The organism is Waterburya sp., assembly GCF_058530065.1.
This window is the reverse complement of the sequence record NZ_JBZNBU010000066.1, coordinates 1-22,632: the sequence shown is the minus strand read 5'-3', so window position 1 is coordinate 22,632 and position 22,632 is coordinate 1. Positions and strand designations below refer to the sequence as shown.

The window sequence follows — 22,632 nt, the reverse complement described above, 5'->3', positions numbered from 1 at the left end:
TTCATCGTTATCGGTAATCGTGCCAACAGCTTCAGCATCTGAGATAGTAGCATTAGTTGGGTTGCTGAGATTGACTAGAAAAGTTTCTACTTCTGGAGTTTCGACTACTGTATCGCCAATAATATCGATATTAATAGTTTGACTAGTCTCATTGGGAGCAAAAGTTATCGTCCCATTGCTAGCTAGATAGTCTTCTCCTGCTAGGGCAGTATCATCATTAGTCGTAAAATCTACCGTAATTTCTTCAGTGCTAGCTTCCGAAAGAGAAACAGTAAATTCTAAAGTATCATTGCCACTATCTCCCTCGACAATTGAAGCATCGGTAATGGTGATTTCTGGCTCTGTTCCTGGATTAGAATCCTCTAAAGAAAATTCATAGAGTCTGCCATCATTTTCGTTGATATCAACACTTTCATCAATCCCGCGATCGACAATATAAATACTTTGACCAGAACCATCGCTACTGGCTGCAATTTCAATGCCAGCTGGCTGTACGGGATTAGCTTCACTAATATCTATGGTTTGAATTAAAGTGCCACTGGTAGAAACTTCAAATACAGTATTTATTGGTTCACCAACAATAAATAAATTGCCACTTGCGGTATCAAATCCAATACCTTCAGGATCTGTGAGTCCAAAACTAGAAGTACTAAAACTACTAACTAGAACACCACTAGTAGTTACTTCATAAATGCGATCGTCTACTCCATCAGCAATAAATAATGTTCCCGAACTAGGACGAAATGCTAAATCTTCTGGGTCTTGACTGCCAAAGCTTCCAGTGCCAAAAGTATTAATAAAATTATCATCTGATGTAGCAAAAGTTCCATCGTTTCCTGGATTAATTCGAGTTACTCTTCTGGTAGCATCATCAGAAATAAATAAAGTATTATTGTCAGAATCGTAAGTTAAACCAGTCGGTTCTGTGGAAAAATCTAGCAGATCTCCAGTATTGATAAGATTGCCATTAAACTCAATTTGAAAGGCATTGTTTCCCTCAAAAAGTGGAGTTTCATTTACTTCCGAATCAGAAATCAAAAAACTATTAGAGTTATTAATTAGTGCAATTCCTGCTGGATCTGGACTTGGTGAAGAGAATTCAGATGTATTAATTACTTGAATTAATCTAGCCATAATTATAAGTTGGTATTCTTAAAAAAATCAATTCGATTAGGAAAAAATATTTGCATCACATTATAAATTTAACGATAATACATAGAGTTATGTATTTTACAATACATTGCGATTCTTAATTTTTATTCTTTGATACAATTTTTCCATTCTGGCAGGCATCGCGCAAAAATAACTTACCAACCTTTTCCCCTAATACTGCTGACAATTTCCGCCACAATTCTGCAATCTTACTGGTAACTCACGATATCCGCATTTTAGATATCGCCGATCGCATCATTTATATGGAACATGGACGTTTAACTAGGGAAAATGCAGTATTATGACTACCCCCAATCTTTACTTAACACAAGAGCAAATCAAGATAAGCGATCGCTTTATCAGTCACCTGCGATCGCCACTGGTTAACCAGTAGCGATCTACAAGGTTAAAAGAAAGATTAAAAGTCTAGTTTGATGTTGAAGAAGTTTTTATGTTGAGTACGTCATTGCGATGCTCCACAGAGTTGGCCATCGCTACAGCTTCTTCAATTAAAATTGGAGAAATTTCTAACTCTTTAAGAGTTTCCACAAAGTCTTCTACAAAGGCATTAAAGTGTTCTTCATTTAATCCCTGCTCTCGAACCAACTTCTCATGTACTTCTTTCATCATCGAACTGTGATAACGCTCAGAGCCTTCAAAGGCATAGGTTAGAAAGTCGATTTGATGAATTTTCTGTTTGAACATATCCACTTGCTCGAAGAAGTGATTGATTCTCTCGTCGTTTAAAACTCTCTCATAGAATTTTTCGACAACCAGTTTAACTGTCTTTTCGCCACCCAACTTTTCATATAAGGTTGACATAATTCGATGCCCAATAAAATATTTCAACCACTCTTCAACACTAGCATCTTCAGGGTAATTCAGAAAACGAGATCGCTATTCTGACTAAGGGCGATCGCGCTCAATCGGGTTAAAAAGATTGCATTCTTGTAGGAATATGTGGAATTACCAAAACTCAAATTTCTGAATCGAGATTCGTTTGCTAATGTGCAAAGTTTGGCGATTCTCTTCTTACGATTGTTCCGCGATCGCCTAATAAAATCTCTACTGCATCTTCTAACTTTCCAATTCCTGCCATACCTTTCGTAGCCTCAACAAAACGACAAGCTGCTTCTACCTTTGGTTGCATCGAACCAGGAGCAAAACTACAGTTGCGTAGCTGCTGGGGATTTATCCTTTTTATTGGCTGTGCTTCTGGAGTGTTCCAATTAGTATAAACCGCATCAACATCAGTCAAGAGCAGTAAGACATCGGCTTGTAAATCAGTTGCCAATAATGCTGTCGCTAAATCCTTATCGATTACTGCTTCCACACCACGGATACTGCCTGCTGGGGTAACAATAACGGGTATGCCTCCTCCGCCAGCACAGACAACTAATGCTCCCACTTTGACTAATAACCGAATTGTGGACAACTCTAAGATTCTCTTAGGTTCGGGAGAAGGAACAACACGACGATATGCATTGCCATCGGGAGCAACTGCCCAACCTCTCTCCTTGGCTAACTGTTTAGCTTCCGTCTCTGAATAAACTGCTCCTATAGGTTTACTAGGATAAGCAAAAGCACGATCGCAGGGGTCAACTTCGATTTGGGTGAGGAGAGTAACTATTTGTTGTTGGGGTAGTTGATTGAGGAGTTCTTGTTCGATCAAATAACCGATCGCTCCTTCTGTTTCCGCATCTAATACATCTAGGGGATAAGGTTGAACTTGCTTGTAGGCTTCAGCTTGTAGGGCAAGAAGTCCTACCTGAGGTCCATTACCGTGAGTAACTACCACCTGATGTTCTTTGGCAACTTCGGCGATCGCTTTAGCTGCTAGCTTAATATTTTGTCTTTGAATTGATACTTCTGGAGGTTGAGCGCGCCTAATTAGGGCATTTCCTCCCAAGGCAATAACTACAAGCATAAGGTTTTATTCTCCCAATTTATGACGCAATAAAAATTGCTCAATTTGTTCGGATAGACTTGGTGTACCCATCTCAGCAAATTCGTAACGAGCGCGTACTACTGGCTTGTTAAGTTTGAGCAAAGCATTAAGATTGCTGGGAGTAGCTGCTACTACGACATCAGCATCAGCATTGTTAATAGTTGCTTCCAATGCTTGGAGTTGGGCAGGAAAATATCCCATAGCTGGTAGGATTGCACCGATATGGGGATAACGAGCATAAACTTCAGCAATTTCGGGAACGGCATAAGTTCTGGGATCGACGATCGCCCCTGCCTGAGCGCGAGTAGCAGCTACATAGCCTGCGCCATAGGGCATCCCGCCATGAGTGGTAGTCGGCCCATCTTCAACTACTAAAACCCGACTATTTCGGACTAATTCGGGATTATCTAATTTAATAGGTGAAGCACCACGAACAATAACTGCTTGGGGATTAACTCTCTTGACTGTATCGCTAACTCTCTGTACGTCAGCATCGGCTGCGGAATCAACTTTAGCAATAATTACAATATCTGCCATCCGCAGGACTACTTCCCCTGGGTGGTGAGTAGTTTCATCTCCAGGACGCAATGGATCGACTAAAACGAGGTGTAAATCGGGTTTAATGAAGGGAAAATCATTGTTTCCACCATCCCAGAGAATAATATCGGCTTCTTGTTCTGCTTTGCTGACAATCAATCCATAATCGACTCCAGCATAAACTATGTTGCCCACTTCTAGATGGGGTTCGTATTCTTCCCGTTCCTCGATCGTACATTCAGCCACATCTAAATCTGCTTTGCTAGCAAACCTTTGCACTACTTGCTTTTCCAAATCTCCATAAGGCATGGGATGACGGATAACTGCCACCTGTAGACCTTTTTGTTGGAGTAATTTAGCCAGCCAACGGGTAGTTTGAGACTTACCGCAACCAGTTCGTACCGCAGAAATAGCTATTACAGGTACTTTGGCCGATAGCATAGTTCGTTCTGGCCCCAAAAGTAAAAAATCTGCCCCTGCTACCATGGCTCTTGATGCTAAATGCATGACTTGAGCGTGAGTCAGATCGCTATAGGCAAAAACTACCGCATCTATTTGCTCTCGGCGACAGAGAGATTCTAATTCTGGTTCGGCAACGATCGGAATACCTTCGGGATAAAGAGAACCAGCCAAACTAGACGGATAGCGACGGTTATCAATGCCAGAAATTTGGGCGGCGGTAAATGCCACTACTTCCACTTCTGGGTCATGGCGATATACCTGATTAAAATTATGAAAATCTCGACCTGCCGCCCCCATAATGACAATCCTAGTAGGCGTTCGCGCAGCGCAGCCTTTGGCTGTTCGCTTTCGATCTTTCATTAAATTACTCCTATTTAATAATTAAATTGAGACAGGATCGAGAAAAAATGAGCCTATCTAACTGTATTCTTTATAAAAAAGTATCTTGAAGAACTTGTGATGAGGAGTAAATTTAAGCTTTATACTATAGCCATTTTAACCAACTCAAAGCGGTATTGTCGGCATTAGAATTGGATAATTTATAGGTGAAATTAATCTAACAAAAAATATTAGTAAATTTACTGTTCGGGATTTAATTTAGATCGTGTTAGAAATAAGCGGTATCGGTTGATATCCAGAAATATTCTCGATATCAACGCACTAAAGAATAATAGTCAGAATAATTCTTAATATTGTTCTGAATAAGGTTAATAGACAGAAATATTCTTGATATTATGACCTATGAGGTGGATATGATTTCCATTGAAAAATCTAGCTGCTACTAATGCTGCGGTAATAACTTCGGCATCACTCATCTGAACACGACTGTCTTCAATATGTCCGACTGCTTTTAGTAAATCTTCGACTATGGCATAAATCGTTATAATTTCATCAAGCATTTTATTCTCTCCATACTTTTTGCTTCTGGAGAGATTTTCTTACTTTTCGTTTCTCTGTCTCAATAACTAGCAACTTGGGTTATTAGGCAAAGGTATCTATGGAAACCTTGCCAATACGTGCTTTTGATTGATTTTCTGAAAACATGGGTATTGCCCAGATTTTGCCCAGAAAAACAAATCAATTGATATAAAAATGTGCTACTCTATTAAAGTTGGTAAATTGCTGGAACGTATTTACGCCGTTCTAGACGTTACCACTAACGGGATGTAGCGCAGCTTGGTAGCGCGCCTGCTTTGGGAGCAGGATGTCGCAGGTTCAAATCCTGTCATCCCGATACTTTATCCCGTATGTGTTTCATTGATTTGAAATTGTAGGAAAAATTGGATTACTCATAATCATATCCCCAATTTGTCCCCAATTTCTATATCTTCATATGGTCTTTACAGTGTCACTTCTTTCATGCGACATGAACCCAAGTATTTCCTTTTTTGATGTTGAAAATAGTTCTATGATTAACACCATATATTCTCCCTATTTCGGTGTTGGGAACTTTTTGTCTTATTGCCGTTGAAGTCAGCTTTACAAAATTCTAGAGTTTGCTTGCTACCAAGGAACTTAGGACATACACCAATAGCACTGACTTTGTGAGTCTCAACAATGCCTTGTTGGTCTAACTCTTGTCCTTCAATCTCACTATTACGACGACCATAATATTCTTTAGCCTGAACAGGACGGTCAACTAATACTTTACCGATAAGAGATTGAACTAAGTCCTCTACATCTCCAGCAGCAATACAATTACCTACGGTGTTTTGCAGCAAATATAGACCAGCAGCAGCAGGATAAATACCAGATACTACTTCGCTATCATTAACCTTTTCATCTGCTTTGAAGGTTAGGATTACATACTCGCGAGTGTGATAAACATTAGGAATCTTGTTACCTTCTCTTAATACAGCTACAGTGCTTTCACCATAGTTGATAGTGATTTTGGTTTGGATACCATTTCTGGTTTGATGGATTTTAACTACTTCACCAGTTAGTTTGTTAGCTTTGCTTACTTTGGTATAACTAACATCAAAGCGTGCTTTCATCAGTTCTGCGATTGCTCTATCTTGACTGACAGCTTCTTCAATGAAGTTAGTTACCTCAAGGTTGTTGATGAATTCTACATCTACTGCATTGTTGTTTCTGATGTATTTAGAACGCAATACTTCTAAAGTGGATTCAGTTACTTTGATGTTGTTGATTTGATTGAAATTAGTCATTTGTTTGTCTCCTTATTTGTTAAATGAAATGACAAAAAAAGGGTCAGTCTCTTGACTAACCCTGGTGAAAAATAAATATCTAGTTGTAAAATTCCTGACCCCAGAGGGGGGCTATAGCTCTTTACTCATAAGTCTAAGTTTTCTCCACCTCATGTTTAGACTCCTATTAGCTTTTTAAGCGGTTAATCTAAGACCTATACCTCATATATAAGAAGGGGTGGGGGTGGGTCTTGTTACTTACGAAGCTAAAAATATACAGAAAATATTTTTAGTGTTCTATTGGCGATTTTTGAACACTAAGTATCATGACTTTTACTGTTTTATGGAAATAGATATTTATGACATAAAACAATGAGAGATACACAGTGTTCGCTAGAACAGAATCTATTGAAGATAAGGAATAACAAAATCCTCAGCCCAGAAACCAAACATGAATTTGTGAGGATTCTGAAACTGCATTATCAGAACAAAAATACTATCAATTAACATTTAATCAATTATGAATAATAACTATCAACATCCTGCAATGGAAAATGAGGGGCTTCAGCCCTATGTAGGTACTTTAGAAGCCGAACAAGAGTTAAACGCTTATGAATTAGAAAATTCAAGACCTGCTGTTGAAGCATTCCCTTCTATTCCTAATCACAATCTCAATCATTTGTCTCCTGATTTTGTAGAGTTTTCTTACAATCAGGAAACACAGATACAACGAGAACTATATAACAGGCAAGAACGCCCTGTCTCGTCCATTCGTAATAGATTGTGTGATTTAAGAGATAAACTTAATTCCAGACAACCATATCGATGAGTTCATACAACTGCTCATCAGAGAGTTCTAGCATCACTTTATCCTTTAATCCAGCGTCCATCTTTTAACCTCAATCCTACGTTACTCAAACTTCCTTCTTTGTGGAGTAGATCTTATTTTTATGAGACAACAGGAAAGGTTAGCACTGCTAAAATAAAAACCTATATAGAAGATCCTCACCACTGGTAGCGGACAGGCGGCTCTTTAGCCCGCTTCGGGTGTTCCGCCTCGCTCTAAAGAGACGAGGTTACCCACCACGTATTTCATGTTCAATGTTTAATATAAATGACTCCTCTTACTTGGCAACAACTAGCCGATTTAACCGATTTTAAACCAAACTATATTAACGGCGAAACCAACTCTCAAGCTACTTTGAGGTTATTTGGCAAAACCGAAGTAGATGTCAGAATAACTTTATTTCGAGACAATCATGCTTGGTGTCCTTACTGTCAAAAGCTGTGGTTGTGGTTGGAAGAGATGCAAATTCCCTACCGCATTCAGAAAGTAACCATGTTTTGCTACGGAAAAAAGGAAAGTTGGTATAAACGCAAAGTACCTTCGGGGATGTTACCCGCAGTAGAATTAGACGGGCGCATTATTACCGAAAGCGATGATATTCTGATCGCTTTAGAAAAAGAATTCGGCGTACTCTATAAAGGGATGCAAGATCCTGATGTATTGCCCCTACGCAGATTGGAAAGACTGTTATTTCGAGCTTGGTGTGGTTGGCTTTGTCAGCGGGCGATCTTCCCAGGACAAGAAAAAAGCAACCGCCAGCAATTTATTGCAACTATGGCTTCAGTAGAAGAGGCTTTAGCGAGTACGACTGGGGCGTATTTTCTCGAAGAATTTAGTACTGTGGATGTTATCTTTACTCCCTATGTAGAAAGAATGAATGCCAGCTTGTACTACTACAAAGGCTATTCCATGCGAGAAGAAAACCCCCGTTTTGCTGCTTGGTTTGAGGCGATGGAAACTCGTTCGACTTATAGAGGTACGCAAAGCGACTTTCACACCCACGTACACGACTTACCGCCCCAAATGGGAGGCTGTTATAGCAATGGGGAATCTCAGACCTTAGCTAACCAAGAGAGAGTCGATCGCGGTGCTTGGTTTGGGCTTCCAGACGTGGCTTATCCCGAACCAGCCAACTCGAAACAAGAAGCTTTAGCCAGGGTTATCAAACACAAAGATAATATTATTCAGGTCAACCCCGCTGAAGCTAATTTATTTGACGAAGCTTTGCGTTGCGCTTTAACTAGAATGATGACCGATGAAACCTGCCAACCCCCAGCAGGATCGGATGTGGCATTGCGTTATTTACGGGATAGAATAAACGTACCAAGAGATATGTCGATTTATGCCGCCAAAAGACTGCGTACTGCTTTAGAAGAAACTGCTGCATTAGATGGCGATCGCCAATCCGAACCAATTCCCGTCAGACATAGATACGATCAAAATCCCGTTAATTTTGTTAGTGGTTAGTTGTCCTTTGTCATTTGTCCTTTGTTAATGGTCAGTAGTTACTTTGTAAAATTAGTATTATTAATCGAATATTAAAAGAACTAAAAACTAACCACTAAAGACTAATGACTAAAAACCAATGACCAAATACATCATTTCCGAATTAGATCCCTCATTATTTAACGATCGCCTCCAGGTAATTACGCCTAGTAGTGCCATCGCCCATCACGTCCGCAAGTTGACTAATTCTGAAGTGAAAATATCTCACTATAGTTTAGAAAGTTTGACCCAAAATCTAGTACGCCGTCAGGGTTGGGGTATTGCTTCGCTGTTGTTGAGTCGTCGTTTGATGCAAGAAGCGATAAGAGAAGTTATTGATACTCAGGATATTGAAGGGACAGCTAAGGCTTTTTCGGCTGCGGTTAAGGATCTATTTCGGAGTGGTGTTAACCTAACAGCTTTACAACAATATGACGATCTGCGAGTGCAACAGGTGTGTAATCTGGCGATCGCCTATCGTAATTTGTTGAGGAGTAGAAAGAAACTCGATCCAGCGGAAGTATATTGGCAAGGATCGATGGATGCGTCCTATCAAAAACCTTATTTGTTTTATGGTTATTTTGCCCCTACCAGAGACGAACTAGCGGTAATTAATGCGATCGCAGGGGAAGGCAGTATTTTAGTTCTACCCACAGACGATTTATATCCCCGCAATCAGCGTTTTTGTCAGTGGTTGCAATCTCAAGGCTGGACTTTGGGGAATGTAGGTACGTTTCATGAAACCTCCCTGCAAGGTTGTTTTAAACAGCAAGGGAACTTGCCTGAAGGGGTGAGTTTAAACGTATATCCCAATCTAGATGAAGAGGTTAGGGGAGTATTGAGTCAGGTAAAGGTGTTGTTGACTCAAGGAGTGGAAGCGAAAGATATTGTTTTAGTCTGCAATGACGAACAGTTGTATGGGGAGACTTTAATCGATCTGGCTTGGGAATATAGTTTGCCTTTGCACGTTGCTTATGAGATTCCTTTGGAAAAAACTCGCATTGGTGCTTGGTTGAAGTTGTTATTGGAAGCAATTAGAGAAGATTTTCCCTTTGAAACAACGGCTAAATTGCTATCCCATCCTTTAGCTAAATTGATGACAGAGGATATTTGGCAACAGGCGCGGGAAAGCTATCCCCAGGGTATAGCTGCATGGCAAGAGTTGGGAGTAGATTTGAGTGCCATAGACTTTTTAGCAAAAACTAATTCTCGTCAGGTATGGATACAGCATTTACAAGCTATTTTTACTGCTTGGGATGTATTGGAGAAGGGGAAATATTGGGCGCGAGAAATTGCCGTTTTTTATCGTCTGCAAGAGGCTTTAGTCGAATTAAGCTATCCCCAAGAGCAAGTAATTAGCAAACCAGCTTTTATTGATGAAATGGGCGCAATATTAGCTTTATTAACTACTAACGCCCAACCAGGAAGGGGAGGCATTGAATTACACCATCCCAGTGCTTTGTTGGGTACTAGCTATGACTACGTTTTCTTTTTAGGTAGTGCCGAAAGCATTTTACCAACGGAAATAAACGACGATCCGATTTTAGATTTCTACAGTCGCAAACAACTAGTCAAACAAGGATATGCGATCGAAACTGCGATTAATATCGCCCAAAGAGATAACTTTCATTTCTATTGCTTCTTGGGCATCCCCCAACAAAAAATCGTCTTTTCCTATCCCGAATTAATCGATCGCACTTTTACTTTACCCAGTCCCTATCTAACCCGTTTGGGACTCCAAGCCACACCAATAGATACCCTACCCATAGCTAGTATCGAGTCTGCCAGACAACAATACTTACGCCAGCCAAGTTTATTAGATAAACAAACCGCATCTTCCCTATCTCTCCCGAACATAAGCCAAGCCTGGCAAGTAGAAGCACAACGAGAAAGTGAAATTCAACCCAACGAATACGACGGAGTAATAGGCATTGCGATCGATCCTGACAGTAAAATCTTTAGTGCTTCCCAGCTAACCCAACTCGGTCAATGTCCTTTTAAATGGTTTAGTGCGAGGTTACTAAAACTAAAGAAATTACCCGAAGCAGAATCCAGTCTGACTGCGGCATTTAGAGGTAATCTTTACCATCGCTGTTTAGAACTATCTCTAGCCGAAATCAAAACCGCCAGAGACTTAGCCAAATTCAATCAAGAACAACTTACCAAAGCCTTTGAAACCGCCGAAACAGAACTAAAACTAACGAACTTACCCAGTTGGCAAGCCGAACGACAAGAACACTTAGATTTACTCGCCCTAAACCTGGCTGCTGCCGATTTCCTACCGCCAGAAAGAGCAGTTATCGCCACCGAAACCAAATTCGATACTCAATGGTATGGTTTGCAAGTACGAGGACAAGTAGACAGAATCGATCGCACCGAAACAGGACTCACCGTAATCGATTATAAAACCAGTGGCGTAACCCCAGCAGGAGTTAAAGACGCTACTGGCAAGGCTAATATTGATATTCAATTAGCAGTATATCAAGATGCCATTGCCGAGAAGCACCCAAATGAGGCGATCGACAGCACAGCATATTATTCCCTGACCAAACAAAAAACCATTTCTCGCCCTCAAAAAGACCCCGCAGAACTAGCTCAGTTCGCCCAACGAGTAAAAACCCATCTCCAACAGGGAAGCTACCCCGTTGCCCCAGATATAGACCGCAAAGCCTGCCAATATTGCAGTTATGACTCAGTATGTCGTCAGGGAGATCGCCTGAGTCGTAAAAATCAATCAACTAATAAATAATTAAAAATGATAAATTTTCGATATAGTTTGACTTTTCTCTGACACAATGACTTTGGACACCATCAAAACTCCCTATAACTTGCTTTTTTGAGGTCGGATAAATGTTTAAGAATGTTTTATTTCCTTTAGAATTGACTAGCGAAGCCCGTAAGGCGATCGAAATCACGGCTAACATGGTTAGAATTCACCAAAGTAAATTAACCATTCTTTCCGTTGTTGAAAATGATGCCGAAGGTGCGATGGCTTCAGAAGAAAAAGTAGCCGAACTATTGCTTAAAGCCAAGAATTTTTTTGCAGGACAGGGAATTCAAGCAGAAACCCTAGAAAAAACAGGAGTTCCCGCCTTTACCATCTGCGATGTAGCCGATGAGATTAATGCCGATTTGATTATTATGAATTGTCGCGGTTTGGGTTTAATTGACGAAGAAGCAGCCATGGAAAGCGTCACCAACCGCGTCATCAATTTAGCTAATTGTCCTGTTTTGGTGATTAGTTAAATCGTATCTAGTTTGAAATCGGGAGTTTTTAATTCGTATTGCTATAAATCATATATAAGGCGATCGCTATGTAATTAATTTTGCCTAGGTACTTATCGAGAATCAAGGAAAAAGCTCCGCCTTACCCGCACTCTCAGTCCTCAGCCCTGGCAGAGCCGAGGACTGAGAGTGCGGACTGACTTAATGTTCAAAGTTTTGACGCAATCGAATAACTCGATTGGTTTACTCATTACTCATTACTCATTACTCAAAAGCGTTATAGGTTATAGGTTACAAGTTAATCACGCTCCCACAGATTCTTTAGCTGCATACATCACTTCTAGGGTGATTTGACTAAAGCCTCTTTCGCGGGCGAATTTTTCGGTGTTGCGTTTGACTTTGCCTCGCACAAAACCAGGAATTTTACCCAGTTCGGCAGCAGCTTCCTTGTCCCAACTCAGATCGGAATCGGCGGAGATACCTTTAGTAATTACTTCTTTAGTATCGTGTCCGCCAAAGATTTCTAGTAAATGGTCTTCCATGCCCAAAGTGAAGGAATTGTAAACCAAATCTGCTATCTGGTTAGTACCTTCGTAGCCCATAAATGGCTTGTAGCCGATGGGGAAGTTCTGAATGTGGATGGGAGCAGCAATTACCCCACAAGGAATATCCAAACGCTTGCCCACATGACGTTCCATTTGCGTGCCAAAGATAGCTGCGGGTTCGAGACGAGCGATCGCATCGCCGATTTCGGCATTATCATCGCTAATGAGAATTTCATCACAAAAGTCTTTGACCTGTTCGGTAAACCAGTCAGAGTCGTATTTACAATAAGTACCTGCCAAAACAACTTTAATGCCCATTTCTCTGGCAAGAATTTTAGTCATGGCTACGGCGTGGGTATTGTCCCCAAACACTACAGCTTTTTTACCCGTTAGGTTTTGACAGTCAATAGAACGAGAAAACCAAGCTGCTTGAGAAACATAAAGGGTTTGGTTATTAATATATTTCTCATAATCGACTTCTGCCCCTTGCTTGTTTAATACTTGCTGTATTTTCCGAATACATCGAGCAGTTTCTACCACTCCCATTGGGGTAAGATCGACATAGGGCAAATCGAATTCTGATTCTAGATATTCGGCGGTCATTTTGCCCAACTCTCGATAGGGAACGAGATTAAACCAAGCACGAGGAAGGTTTTTCAAGTCATGTACCGAAGCAGCATCGGGAATGACCAGATTAACTGCAATCCCCAATTCTGCCATTAAACGTTTTAGTTCGGTACAGTCGTGTTGGTTGTGGAAACCAAGGGTAGAGATGCCAATGATGTTTACCGAGGGAATTTCGGTTTTGTCTGTAGGAAGTTCGCCTTTTTTCTTAGCTTTATCTAAATAGAATTTAACTATCTGGTGTAAAGTGCGATCGGCTGCTTGCAGTTCATTATAACGATAGTGATTGACATCTGCCAGCAAAACATCTCCTTGGGTGTCCATCGAAGCGCGACTGACGAAATTTTGTAAGTCTTCTTGAAGAATGCTAGAAGTACAGGTAGGAGTGAGAACGATTAAATCGGGATTTTCTTCCTTATCCTTGCGAGTAATATTATCAACTACCTTTTCTTGAGAACCTCTGGCTAAAACATTGCGATCGACAATACTAGCCGTCACGGGAGTAAAGTTTCTTTCTCTCTCTAGCATCGATCGCATGACATTAAAGTAATCATCCCCCAAGGGCGCGTGCATAATCGCATGAACGTTTTTAAAAGAACTGGCAATACGTAGAGTACCAATATGTGCGGGACCAGCATACATCCAGTAAGCAAGTTTCATCGGTCTTTTCTCCTAAAATTAAATTGACCTTATCGATGGGAAATATTGAAATGGATAATAACAGTTTTGATTGTCAAACTTTGCCTTGATTGTCTCAGAAATAGGTCAACTAAAGCGACTTTCTATTTTATTGAATATTAACCAGGTATTAAACCTACAAAGGCTATATATGACTATATTTGAGTAAAAATCATTTTGATTATTTGAGAAGTTTATTTGCAATAATTCTTAATCTGAAATTACATATTAGGAAGAGCTTTTTGTTGAGTTTTGTATATTATTTAATTAATCAACTGTGAAGTGGTATAAGGAATTTTAGATTGCCCGATTATTTATTTGAGAAATAAATATAATATTACTAATTTATGTATATTTTTTTGATTCGAGCTTAACTATCATTACATAAGCTAGACGGTTTGATTTGATAGGATATTTCTTCTACAGGTAAAGAATTTCCATCTAGATCGGCATAGGTTAATTGAAGTCTTTTTTCTCCTGCATAGTCAACTAACTTACCGCCATATAAGTCTGCCTTTGTACCAAAACTTTGTAAGCGCACTTTGCCATTAAACACCGTTGCCCTGGCTAAATAAATTACTAAATCATCTCTAGAAGGGCGATTGACTGTAGTACTGGCGGTGAGATGGGCGACACCCCGCTCGTCTATTTCTTGAGTCATTGCCATAGCTGTATTGCGGATGCCACGTATTGCCACAATGGCAGCAGCGACAGCCATCGTAATATCTACTCCATCATCAGTAAAAATTTTATGGTTAGAAAGATATTGAAAATTTGTTTCTCCCAAATCATCTCTAATCCGCCGATGAATCATATTATGGGGGTGGTAACTAGATAGCGCGCCCACAATAGCCCCACAGGCATTACGGGGTTCTCGCCAGGGAGATTCGCGAGTTTTGCCATAAATGCGTCGATCGCCTTCTTTGAGTCTTCCTACATGGGTTTTGAGGTCTACTGCTACCAATACCATCGATTGGGGATTGCCTTCATAGAGTTTGCGCCGTAAAGATTCATCCATTTGATGGGCGACAGTTACATGAGCTAAAGTAGCCCCATTATCCGTACCCCCACCTGCGGGGAAAAATGCTTCTAATTTTAATTCGCCAATTTCTGATAGAGTGGCAAAACGAGAAGCGACCACATCTCGATAGCGTTTGGTGACTTCTCCTTGGTGAATGCGATCGCCACAATTGGTATAGGCTAAAGTAGTTACCACGCTAGGCAAGCTCAAGTCTGCACCGCAAATCTGCATTTCAGTAGCACTGGCAGAGGCAAATTGTAATTCATCTCTTAATAGTTGTAAGCCATTAATTAAGGTATAGCGATCGCTAACTATTTCATTAAGATAGTTATGATAGGCATTTCTTTCCATACCAAAGCTAGCAGGAAGATGCCAAAGGCGATCTATCCTTTTTTGAGCAGATTTCACGTCGAAGGGAATAGACATAATAAAATCTTTTTTTTGCTTGCTGTCTACAGTTTAATCTGGTAGAGAGGAACACTACTTAGATTAGATCGAGAATATTATGTCAACCACCTCACGATCCGACAAGATTACTTTTACTAAAACTAGATATTTATTTTTGTGGTTACTGCTATTTTATGTAGTGTATTCCTTTATTTATGGTTTTTTAGGAGCTTTTACTAGTGCATTGCCAGACTATCAAGATCCTTTAGTCCCTCATATTCTTTATTCTTGTAGTTTTATCAGCCTTTGCTTGTATTTAGGACGAAAACTAAAGCGATCGCAACTCAATCCCAATTATTTAATCGGCAATTTACGTCCTAAGTATTCTTGGTTGCCCCTTTTAGGCATGACAATTATTTTTTTGTTGTTTTCTCTAGGGGCAGCATTATTATCTTTTAAAGGTATATCTTTGATTTTTCCTGATTGGTACGAATCTTTTTTAGAATCCCTATCAGAACAAGAGGCGCGGGTATCGATTTTTCCTACTATTAATAAAATTTGGCAGACTATTAACTATGTGGCGATCGCTCCTGTGACGGAAGAATTTATTTTTCGCGGAGTTTTACTACACAGGCTAGCAACTAAATGGAATCTCCCCGTGGCGATCTGGAGTTCTTCGATAATTTTTGGTCTCCTACATCCCAACCCCATAGGTATTTCGGTTGTGGGTATTGCTTGGGCATTACTATACCTAAAAACTAGGACTCTAATAGTTCCTATTATCGCTCACAGCATGAATAATACACTTGTGGTTTTAGGAGAATTTTTAGGAGAATTAACTGATAATCAGGATGCTGCATTACAGTCAGTTAGTAACCCTGACGGACAAGAGTGGATCGCTGGTTTAATCTTAATTGTCATCTCTCTCCCTTTTATTTGGCGGTTTATTTATCGTCGTTTTCCCCGTAAAGATTTACTTTTACCCTATTTTGCCAACCAACGCGAAAGCGGTAATTCTTAATCAATTAATCTTTTGCGCTTGGGTAAAGAAGTTGATGTTGTTTTGAAAAATATTGTGGGCAATATAAGAGAGTAATAGGTCTAGTAATTCGAGTGCGAACAATGGAACTCCAGTTGCCTGGTAAAGCTGCATCGATATTATTATCTGCTGTATTTTTATCTCCTAGTATGGCGATCGCTGATTTATACCATTTCTCTTTAATGGGACTACAGATAACTTTAGGGCTGGGAGACTAGGTGACTGGGAGATATTATCCCGCTTGACGGGACTGGGGGACTAGAAGAAATAAGCTATCTATTTGTAGCGATAATTTAGAGAATTGGTATTAGATGGAAATGGTTTTTCTAAATGCGATCGACATTCTGCGATCGGCACACAACATTGTAGTGAAATTGCTTTAAATAGCTCAAACGATGATGATAAGTCTAATATTTTTCATGCTTTTCCTTTTACTGTTGGCGGAATAATAGTAAGTATTTTTATAATTTATTTACTCTACAACATCGTCATGATTGTAATTCTTATCGGGCGTTTACTGATCGATTATATTATTGAAATGCTTAAAAAAAGTAACTCTTAAAATCTTTAATGAATAATTTTATTAAACAGTATAGACATAGTTTTATAGCATATTTAGGTAAAATTATATCGATCGTGATTTTGGCTTTTAGTTGCGCTCTTATATTAAATAGCTGTCAAACTAGATTAGATAATATCGCTAATATCAATCATGGAATGGGAGAAAAAATACTAGCTTTGGGAGATAGTATTACCGCTGGTTATGGGTTAAAAGAAGAGCAAGCTTATCCTTATCTACTCGGTCAAAAAATCGCTCTACCGATTGTTAATCTTGGAGTTAGCGGAGATAAAACTTCTGATGCTCTAGCCCGATTATCAGAAGATGTTTTAGTTAAAAAGCCTTGGATGGTCATTATTGCTTTAGGCGGAAATGATTTTCTCAAGAAAGTTCCGAAAACAGTAACCGAAGAAAATTTGAAGGAAATAATAGCTCAAATACAGGCTAAAAAAGCAATTACAGTAATTTTAGGCATGAACTTAGGATTGTTTACCGACGAATACCAAGACTTGTATCAGCGCGTAGCTAAAGAAACTAACTCTTATTTAATTCCTCAAGTACTTAAAGGAATTATCGATAATCCCAAACATCGACAACAGGATATTATTCACCCCAACAATATCGGTCAAAAAATTCTCGCGGATAAAATTGCTAAGTCCCTAGATCCTTTATTAAAACAAGCAAAACTACCAGCTAGCTTAAAATAGTTGGAAAGTTTAAAAACTAATAACTAATAACTAATAACTAATAACTAATAACTAAAGTAGTTTAACCCCAACTCAGGTGAACTATAATTCAGTACAACAATTAATTAATTCCTTCACATCAGCAATAGGAAAAATAGGGATTGATAGCTTGCTGCTAAGATCTTCGACAGTCATGTCATCGAGAAACTTAGTATCGTCGTGTTTGAGCATCAAAGATGGTAAGAGAATACCATCTCCTAGATCTTTTCCTAGCAAACCCTGGAGTAAATCTTGTCCCGTTAACAAGCCAGTAACAGTAATTTCTTGTCCCCAATATTTGCTGTTTAAAGCTACTAAATCGATTGCTAATCCTTGTACAGTATTTAATTGTTCTACCAACGGTTGAAAAGCTTTTTCCACTGCATTACCTACTATCCAAGTAAAACGACGAGGAGTAGCTATTTTATCGGGTAACATTTCTCTAGCGGTATTTTGAAATTGTTTTAAAAATAAACGAATCGAACCTACCCCATTACCAATTTGGGGATAGTCTTCGTAATGGGACTCTGGAGGTACTTCTAACCCTGCAATTAAAAACCACTCATCTGCCAACCAGACAAAATTGCTGCCAAACTGCTGTTTAAATTTTTGCTGTAATTCTCGTACCTGTTGGATGACTTCTAAAGCTTTAGCTTGGTTGACGGGAGTTAATTCATCTTCTTGAGGGCGAAACCGAGTCAATCCAACGGGAACAACTGCTGCGGAGGCGACAGCAGGAATATCTCCCTGATGGAATGAAGCTAAATCTAATAAAGTTCTTTCTAAATGCACTCCATCATTTATGCCAGGACAAACTACTACTTGAGCGTGGATCTGCAAGCGTCTCTCTTGAAACCAAGCAAACTGAGACATAATCAAACCAGCGCGATCGTTTTTCAGCAATCTAGCTCTCACTTCAGCTTCGGTAGCGTGTACTGAAACATATAAAGGAGAAAGGCGCATCTGTTCGATTCGTTGCCATTCTTTTTCCGTGAGGTTAGTCAGAGTGAGATAGCTACCATAGAGAAAACTGAGGCGATAATCATCATCCTTTAAATAAAGACTGGCTCTTTTGCCAGGGGGTTGCTGATCGATAAAACAAAATGGACAACGATTATTGCACTGAATTAAGCCATCAAACAAAGCAGTGTCAAATTCTAGTCCTAAATCTTGGTCATAGTCTTTTTCAATCTCGATCTCGTGAAGTTTTCCTGACGTATCGACTACTTCTAATTCTAGATATTCATCGCTACATAAAAAACGATAGTCAATTAAATCCCGAGGCTTGATACTATTGATCGAAACGATCGCATCCCCCGCTTCAAAACCAATTTCTTCGGCGATCGAATCTGGCAAGACACGGCTGATTTTGGCTGGTTTAATCGTAGTTTGACTCATATCTAAGCAGCAAGAAATAAGAAGTAAGGGATAAAAATAAACAACGGTATTAATTATCCTACTGTTATCTCAGTTTAATCTACTTAGTAGCGGCTAAAATTTTTCCCAGTCAGGAATGGAGTCAAGCAAAGTCTTGGATTATTACAAAATAATTGAGGATTGTCGATCTTGCGATCGCGGGACATAATCTTAGGTTAACTGCTAATATTAGCTTTTACCAAAATCGATCGCCTTGGAAAATAAATTAACTAGAGAGTCTTTTTTCTTATCCTTATTGATTCCCATCGTTGTCTTGCTGGTTGGCGCGATTATTATTTATCAGTTTAATGTTTTTGAATTCGATCCTGACGAAGGTATTAATTTAATGAAAGCATCACTGCTAAAACATAACTATCGTTTGTATACAGAAGTATGGAACGATCAACCTCCATTGTTGACCTATATATTGGCTTTTGTCTTTAATATTTTTGGTGAAAAGGTTAATTTTGCCAGGACTGTTATTTTATTGTTTGCAGCAATATTAGCTTGGGAAAATTGGCTGATTTTATATTTTTGGGGCGGTAAATTAGCTGCTTTTATTGGTTCTTTATTATTGCTCGTAGCTCCTAATTATCTTCGACTGAGCGTTTCGGTAATGATTGGTTTGCCTGCCATAGTATTAGCCATGACAGCTATATTAACTATCATCATCTGGCACGAGGGAAAACAAAATATCTGGCTCATAGCTTCAGCCATATTTTTGAGTCTTTCTATTTTAACTAAGCTATTTACCTTGTTTTTAGCTCCGATAATTGTTGCAGGTATTTTAATAGATTCTTGGTCTGGGGGCAGTCGTCAATTAAATTTAGCAAGTTGGTATCAAAAACTTCAACCAGCTATTTTATGGTGTCTGGTTTTTTCAGGATTAACTTTAATTTTAATCGGTTTATTAGTTGGCTATAATAATATTTATTTTCTCATAGATAATCATAGCGATGCTAGAAATTTAGCAGCTTTTGAAAATTTATCTTTAGATGATGCTATTAGAGCTAACTATCGAGTTTTTCTCTTCGGTTTATCGGGGTTAGGTATTTTATTTGCTGTCCGCCAGCAACAATGGCAAGCATTTTATTTTTTAGCCTGGTTCTTGGTCAGTTTTTTCTTACTACAACAACATCGACCAGTCTGGTATCATCATTCAATTTTAGTCTATCTTCCTGCAATCGCTCTAGTAGGATATGCACTCAAAGAAGTTATTGTAAAATTCATTCAGCTTCTTACAGCTAAAAAAACATCTCCTAAAAAAACAGTCATTGCTTTTAGTATTATTGTTTTTATTACTTCTATCTTGATGATTGGAGAACACACAAAAACTACTTTTAAAAAGATAGAATCTTGGCAAAATATGGGCATAGGATATAGACAAACCAACTCTTTAGAAAGACAATTCATCACCGAAATAGCCCAACAAAGCTCTTCTACCAACTGGATGATTACCGACTCTCCCATATTTGCTTTTCGCTCTGGTTTAATAGTTCCTCCCAGTCTGGCAGTAGTTTCTTCTAAGCAATTAGAAACGGGTAAGTTGACGGGAAGAGAATTACTTGATGCGATCGCCCAATATCAACCAGAACAAATCTTATTCAAAAGATTTGATTGGTCAAAAATAACTCCTACTATCCAACAAAACTATGATCTAAAAAGACAAGATGGAATGTTCGAGCTTTACTGGCGTAAAGATATTAAGCGAGCAGAATTTTTTTTTAAATAATAGATCTGAACTCTTCAAAGTTTAAAAATAAGTAACAGACGATACTAAAAAAAGCTAATACTATCAATAAATCCATTTTTATTATTTTATTTATACTATTTTTTTAGATAAAATTATTTATTCAAACTGAGATGTTGTAGAATGCAATCCAAAGTTACTTAGTCTCTTTTTTTCTAAATTATAGACTATACTCTAAAAAATATAATAGCAAAGTTCATCTACCCTTAGATAGAGTTTGATTTGACGATGTTTGTGAGTTTTTATATAAGTTAAAAATTTTCTACCTAGTTTGCATATTAAAAGGTAAGTCAGGAGTCAGAAGTACCGATCGCTAATAACCTATGGGGCAAAGCTAATTTACTTCAGGCGTAGTTGAAGATAAATCTAATGTTGAAAATATTAATTTCTTTATGTTCGGGTATCTTAATGGGTTTAGCCCCAGCACCTTTTAATAGTTGGTATTTTGCTTGGTTTGCCCTAGCCCCTTTATGGTTGTTAATTAGAACCCAAAAAACTTTAAACCAAATAATTATTCTTTCCCTAGCTTGGGGCATTGGTTATGATGGTTTGGCTTTATTTTGGATAACGGGAGTTCATCCTCTAACTTGGATGGGAGTTCCTTGGTTGGCTAGTTTGGCAATTGCAATTTTTTGCTGGATTTTTATTACTTTGTGGGGAAGTGGAGTAGTAGTAGCCTGGGGAATTGGAGTGGGTTTAATTGCTCGTAAAATTAATCGTAAAAGTTTATTTAGTAGGTTAACTTTAGTTTTAATTAGTGTGGCTTTATGGTCTAGTTTAGAAACCCTATGGAGTTATACTCCCTTGTGGTGGCCAGCGATCGCTTATACTCAAAGTCCTTATAATCTAATTATTCTACAATTAAATAAAATATCGGGAGTTAATACCGTTGCGATAATTATTTTAATAGTCAATCTTCTTTTAGGAGAAGCCTGTTTGTATGGGCAATCTAATCATAAATTGCGACCAAAACTATTATTATTTATTGCTCCAGTTGCAATTCTAATTATCGGTCATCTTGGGGGTTATTATTTATATCAGATACCCGTAGCCAAAGATAACTTAGAAGCAATAAAAGTAGGGATCGTTCAAGGCAATATTCCTAATGAAATTAAACTATATTCCTCTGGCTGGCGTAAAGCGATCGCGGGTTATACTTCGGGTTATCAAAGATTAGCAAAACAAGGAGTAGATGTAGTCTTAACTCCAGAAACAGCATTGCCTTTTTATTGGGAAAATATCTTAGATAATTCTAGTTTCTATCAAGCAGTAATTAGAGAAAAAGTTCCCGCTTGGGTAGGGGCAAATGGCAGAAAAGGCTCTAGTTACACTAATAGTATTTTTACTTTAACGGGGGAGGGAAAAACCTATAGTCGCTACGATAAGTACAAACTAGTTCCTTTGGGAGAATATATTCCTTTTGAACCCATTGTCGGCAAAATAATCGATCGCCTTTCTCCTTTAGAAGCCCATCTTGCAGCAGGAGACAAAGACCAAATCTTTAATACTCCTTTCGGTAAAGCCATCATTGCCATCTGTTACGAGTCGGCATTTCCCCAGCATTTTTGGCGACAGGTAAAAGCAGGAGGCGAATTTATCATTACAGCATCTAATAACGCCCATTATAGCGATACTATGCCCGCCCAACACCACGCCCAAGACGTAATGCGAGCTATTGAAAGCGATCGCTGGGCTGCGAGGGCTACCAATACAGGTTATAGTGCGATCGTCGATCCTCATGGTAATACTCTCTGGATTTCAGCAATTAATAAATATGCCATTCATGCCGATACGATATATCGCCGTCAAAACCAAACTCTTTACGTACGTTGGGGAGACTGGCTAACGCCAACATTATTTATTCTTAGTGGCATCTTAAGCAGCTTTACTTTATTTAGAAACCATCTAAAAAAAAATTTAATCGACGATTAAAGCCTAAAAACCTTCTGACTTGACCGAAGGGAATACTTTAGTGCTTTTAGGGCTGACCTCTGACCCCTGTACGGACGTTTCATGAAACGATGAGACCCCGCGCCGCCGACAGGCGCAAGGGAACGCTCATCGGAGTCCCTACCTGACCCCTGA

General features: G+C 39.0%; 18 protein-coding genes, 1 tRNA gene and 3 pseudogenes. 13 read left to right on the top strand and 9 right to left on the bottom strand.

What is annotated here, in order from left to right; genetic code table 11:
- The coding region (locus AC33VI_RS04480) for a Calx-beta domain-containing protein (RefSeq protein WP_491781068.1) at positions 1-1,134 on the bottom strand (1,134 nt) is incomplete at its 3' end.
- Positions 1,135-1,349: 215 nt separating this feature from the next.
- Here AC33VI_RS04480 and AC33VI_RS04475 point away from each other — a divergent pair.
- Positions 1,350-1,457, top strand: a pseudogene (locus AC33VI_RS04475) (ABC transporter ATP-binding protein); the annotation flags it as partial.
- Positions 1,458-1,578: 121 nt separating this feature from the next.
- Here AC33VI_RS04475 and AC33VI_RS04470 read toward each other — a convergent pair.
- The 4 genes and pseudogenes from AC33VI_RS04470 to AC33VI_RS04455 form a co-directional block, all read right to left on the bottom strand.
- On the bottom strand, positions 1,579-1,974 hold the full coding sequence (locus AC33VI_RS04470) for a group I truncated hemoglobin (protein ID WP_491781067.1): 396 nt from the start codon (positions 1,972-1,974) through the stop codon (positions 1,579-1,581).
- A gap of 181 nt (positions 1,975-2,155) precedes the next feature.
- Positions 2,156-3,079, bottom strand: a complete 924-nt coding sequence (gene arcC / locus AC33VI_RS04465) for a carbamate kinase (protein WP_491781066.1) — start codon at positions 3,077-3,079, stop codon at positions 2,156-2,158.
- 6 nt (positions 3,080-3,085) lie between these two features.
- Positions 3,086-4,459 carry a cyclic 2,3-diphosphoglycerate synthase gene (locus AC33VI_RS04460; protein WP_491781065.1) on the bottom strand — a complete coding sequence of 458 codons (1,374 nt, stop codon included), beginning with the start codon at positions 4,457-4,459 and terminating at the stop codon, positions 3,086-3,088.
- A gap of 392 nt (positions 4,460-4,851) precedes the next feature.
- Positions 4,852-4,998, bottom strand: a pseudogene (locus AC33VI_RS04455) (IS982 family transposase); the annotation flags it as partial.
- A gap of 261 nt (positions 4,999-5,259) precedes the next feature.
- Here AC33VI_RS04455 and AC33VI_RS04450 point away from each other — a divergent pair.
- Positions 5,260-5,333 (top strand) — tRNA-Pro (locus AC33VI_RS04450).
- 178 nt (positions 5,334-5,511) lie between these two features.
- On the opposite strand, the gene AC33VI_RS04445 is transcribed toward AC33VI_RS04450, so the two are convergent.
- Entirely contained in the window at positions 5,512-6,267 is a 756-nt protein-coding gene (locus tag AC33VI_RS04445; RefSeq protein ID WP_491781064.1) for a hypothetical protein, read from the bottom strand.
- 499 nt (positions 6,268-6,766) lie between these two features.
- On the opposite strand from AC33VI_RS04445, the gene AC33VI_RS04440 reads away from it, so the two are divergent.
- The 5 genes and pseudogenes from AC33VI_RS04440 to AC33VI_RS04420 all read left to right on the top strand — a co-directional run bounded on the left by AC33VI_RS04440 (position 6,767) and on the right by AC33VI_RS04420 (position 11,824).
- Positions 6,767-7,075 carry a hypothetical protein gene (locus AC33VI_RS04440; protein ID WP_491781063.1) on the top strand — a complete coding sequence of 103 codons (309 nt, stop codon included), beginning with the start codon at positions 6,767-6,769 and terminating at the stop codon, positions 7,073-7,075.
- A 75-nt stretch (positions 7,076-7,150) separates the two neighbouring features.
- A pseudogene (locus AC33VI_RS04435) lies at positions 7,151-7,264 on the top strand (transposase); the annotation flags it as partial.
- Positions 7,265-7,360: 96 nt separating this feature from the next.
- Positions 7,361-8,560 carry a glutathione S-transferase gene (locus AC33VI_RS04430; protein WP_491781062.1) on the top strand — a complete coding sequence of 400 codons (1,200 nt, stop codon included), beginning with the start codon at positions 7,361-7,363 and terminating at the stop codon, positions 8,558-8,560.
- 118 nt (positions 8,561-8,678) lie between these two features.
- Positions 8,679-11,327, top strand: coding sequence for a PD-(D/E)XK nuclease family protein (locus AC33VI_RS04425; RefSeq protein WP_491781061.1), 2,649 nt, complete (start codon positions 8,679-8,681; stop codon positions 11,325-11,327).
- 101 nt (positions 11,328-11,428) lie between these two features.
- Entirely contained in the window at positions 11,429-11,824 is a 396-nt protein-coding gene (locus AC33VI_RS04420; protein WP_491781060.1) for a universal stress protein, read from the top strand.
- 281 nt (positions 11,825-12,105) lie between these two features.
- On the opposite strand, the gene bchB is transcribed toward AC33VI_RS04420, so the two are convergent.
- Both bchB and AC33VI_RS04410 read right to left on the bottom strand, forming a co-directional pair.
- The gene (bchB, locus tag AC33VI_RS04415; protein WP_491781059.1) at positions 12,106-13,632 is read right to left on the bottom strand and encodes a ferredoxin:protochlorophyllide reductase (ATP-dependent) subunit B; all 1,527 of its coding nucleotides are present in this window, start codon (positions 13,630-13,632) and stop codon (positions 12,106-12,108) included.
- Positions 13,633-14,020: 388 nt separating this feature from the next.
- Positions 14,021-15,097: a hypothetical protein gene (locus AC33VI_RS04410; protein WP_491781058.1), complete on the bottom strand. Its 1,077-nt coding sequence runs from the start codon at positions 15,095-15,097 to the stop codon at positions 14,021-14,023.
- A 79-nt stretch (positions 15,098-15,176) separates the two neighbouring features.
- Here AC33VI_RS04410 and AC33VI_RS04405 point away from each other — a divergent pair, with 79 nt between their 5' ends.
- From AC33VI_RS04405 to AC33VI_RS04390, 4 genes are all read left to right on the top strand, one after another.
- Positions 15,177-16,079, top strand: coding sequence for a CPBP family intramembrane glutamic endopeptidase (locus AC33VI_RS04405; protein ID WP_491781057.1), 903 nt, complete (start codon positions 15,177-15,179; stop codon positions 16,077-16,079).
- A gap of 101 nt (positions 16,080-16,180) precedes the next feature.
- Entirely contained in the window at positions 16,181-16,315 is a 135-nt protein-coding gene (locus AC33VI_RS04400) for a hypothetical protein (protein ID WP_491781056.1), read from the top strand.
- A gap of 83 nt (positions 16,316-16,398) precedes the next feature.
- A complete protein-coding gene (locus tag AC33VI_RS04395; protein ID WP_491781055.1) occupies positions 16,399-16,659 on the top strand; it encodes a hypothetical protein in 261 nt (86 codons plus the stop codon).
- A gap of 8 nt (positions 16,660-16,667) precedes the next feature.
- On the top strand, positions 16,668-17,363 hold the full coding sequence (locus tag AC33VI_RS04390) for a GDSL-type esterase/lipase family protein (protein WP_491781054.1): 696 nt from the start codon (positions 16,668-16,670) through the stop codon (positions 17,361-17,363).
- Between the two features lie 81 nt (positions 17,364-17,444).
- On the opposite strand, the gene AC33VI_RS04385 is transcribed toward AC33VI_RS04390, so the two are convergent.
- Positions 17,445-18,779 (bottom strand): TIGR03279 family radical SAM protein, encoded by a 1,335-nt coding sequence (locus AC33VI_RS04385; RefSeq protein WP_491781053.1) that lies wholly within the window; start codon positions 18,777-18,779, stop codon positions 17,445-17,447.
- Between the two features lie 232 nt (positions 18,780-19,011).
- Between AC33VI_RS04385 and AC33VI_RS04380 the strand changes: the two genes are divergently transcribed.
- A complete protein-coding gene (locus tag AC33VI_RS04380) occupies positions 19,012-20,529 on the top strand; it encodes a glycosyltransferase family 39 protein (RefSeq protein ID WP_491781052.1) in 1,518 nt (505 codons plus the stop codon).
- Between the two features lie 387 nt (positions 20,530-20,916).
- Positions 20,917-22,479, top strand: coding sequence for an apolipoprotein N-acyltransferase (lnt, locus tag AC33VI_RS04375; protein WP_491781051.1), 1,563 nt, complete (start codon positions 20,917-20,919; stop codon positions 22,477-22,479).
- Positions 22,480-22,632: the final 153 nt, after the last annotated feature.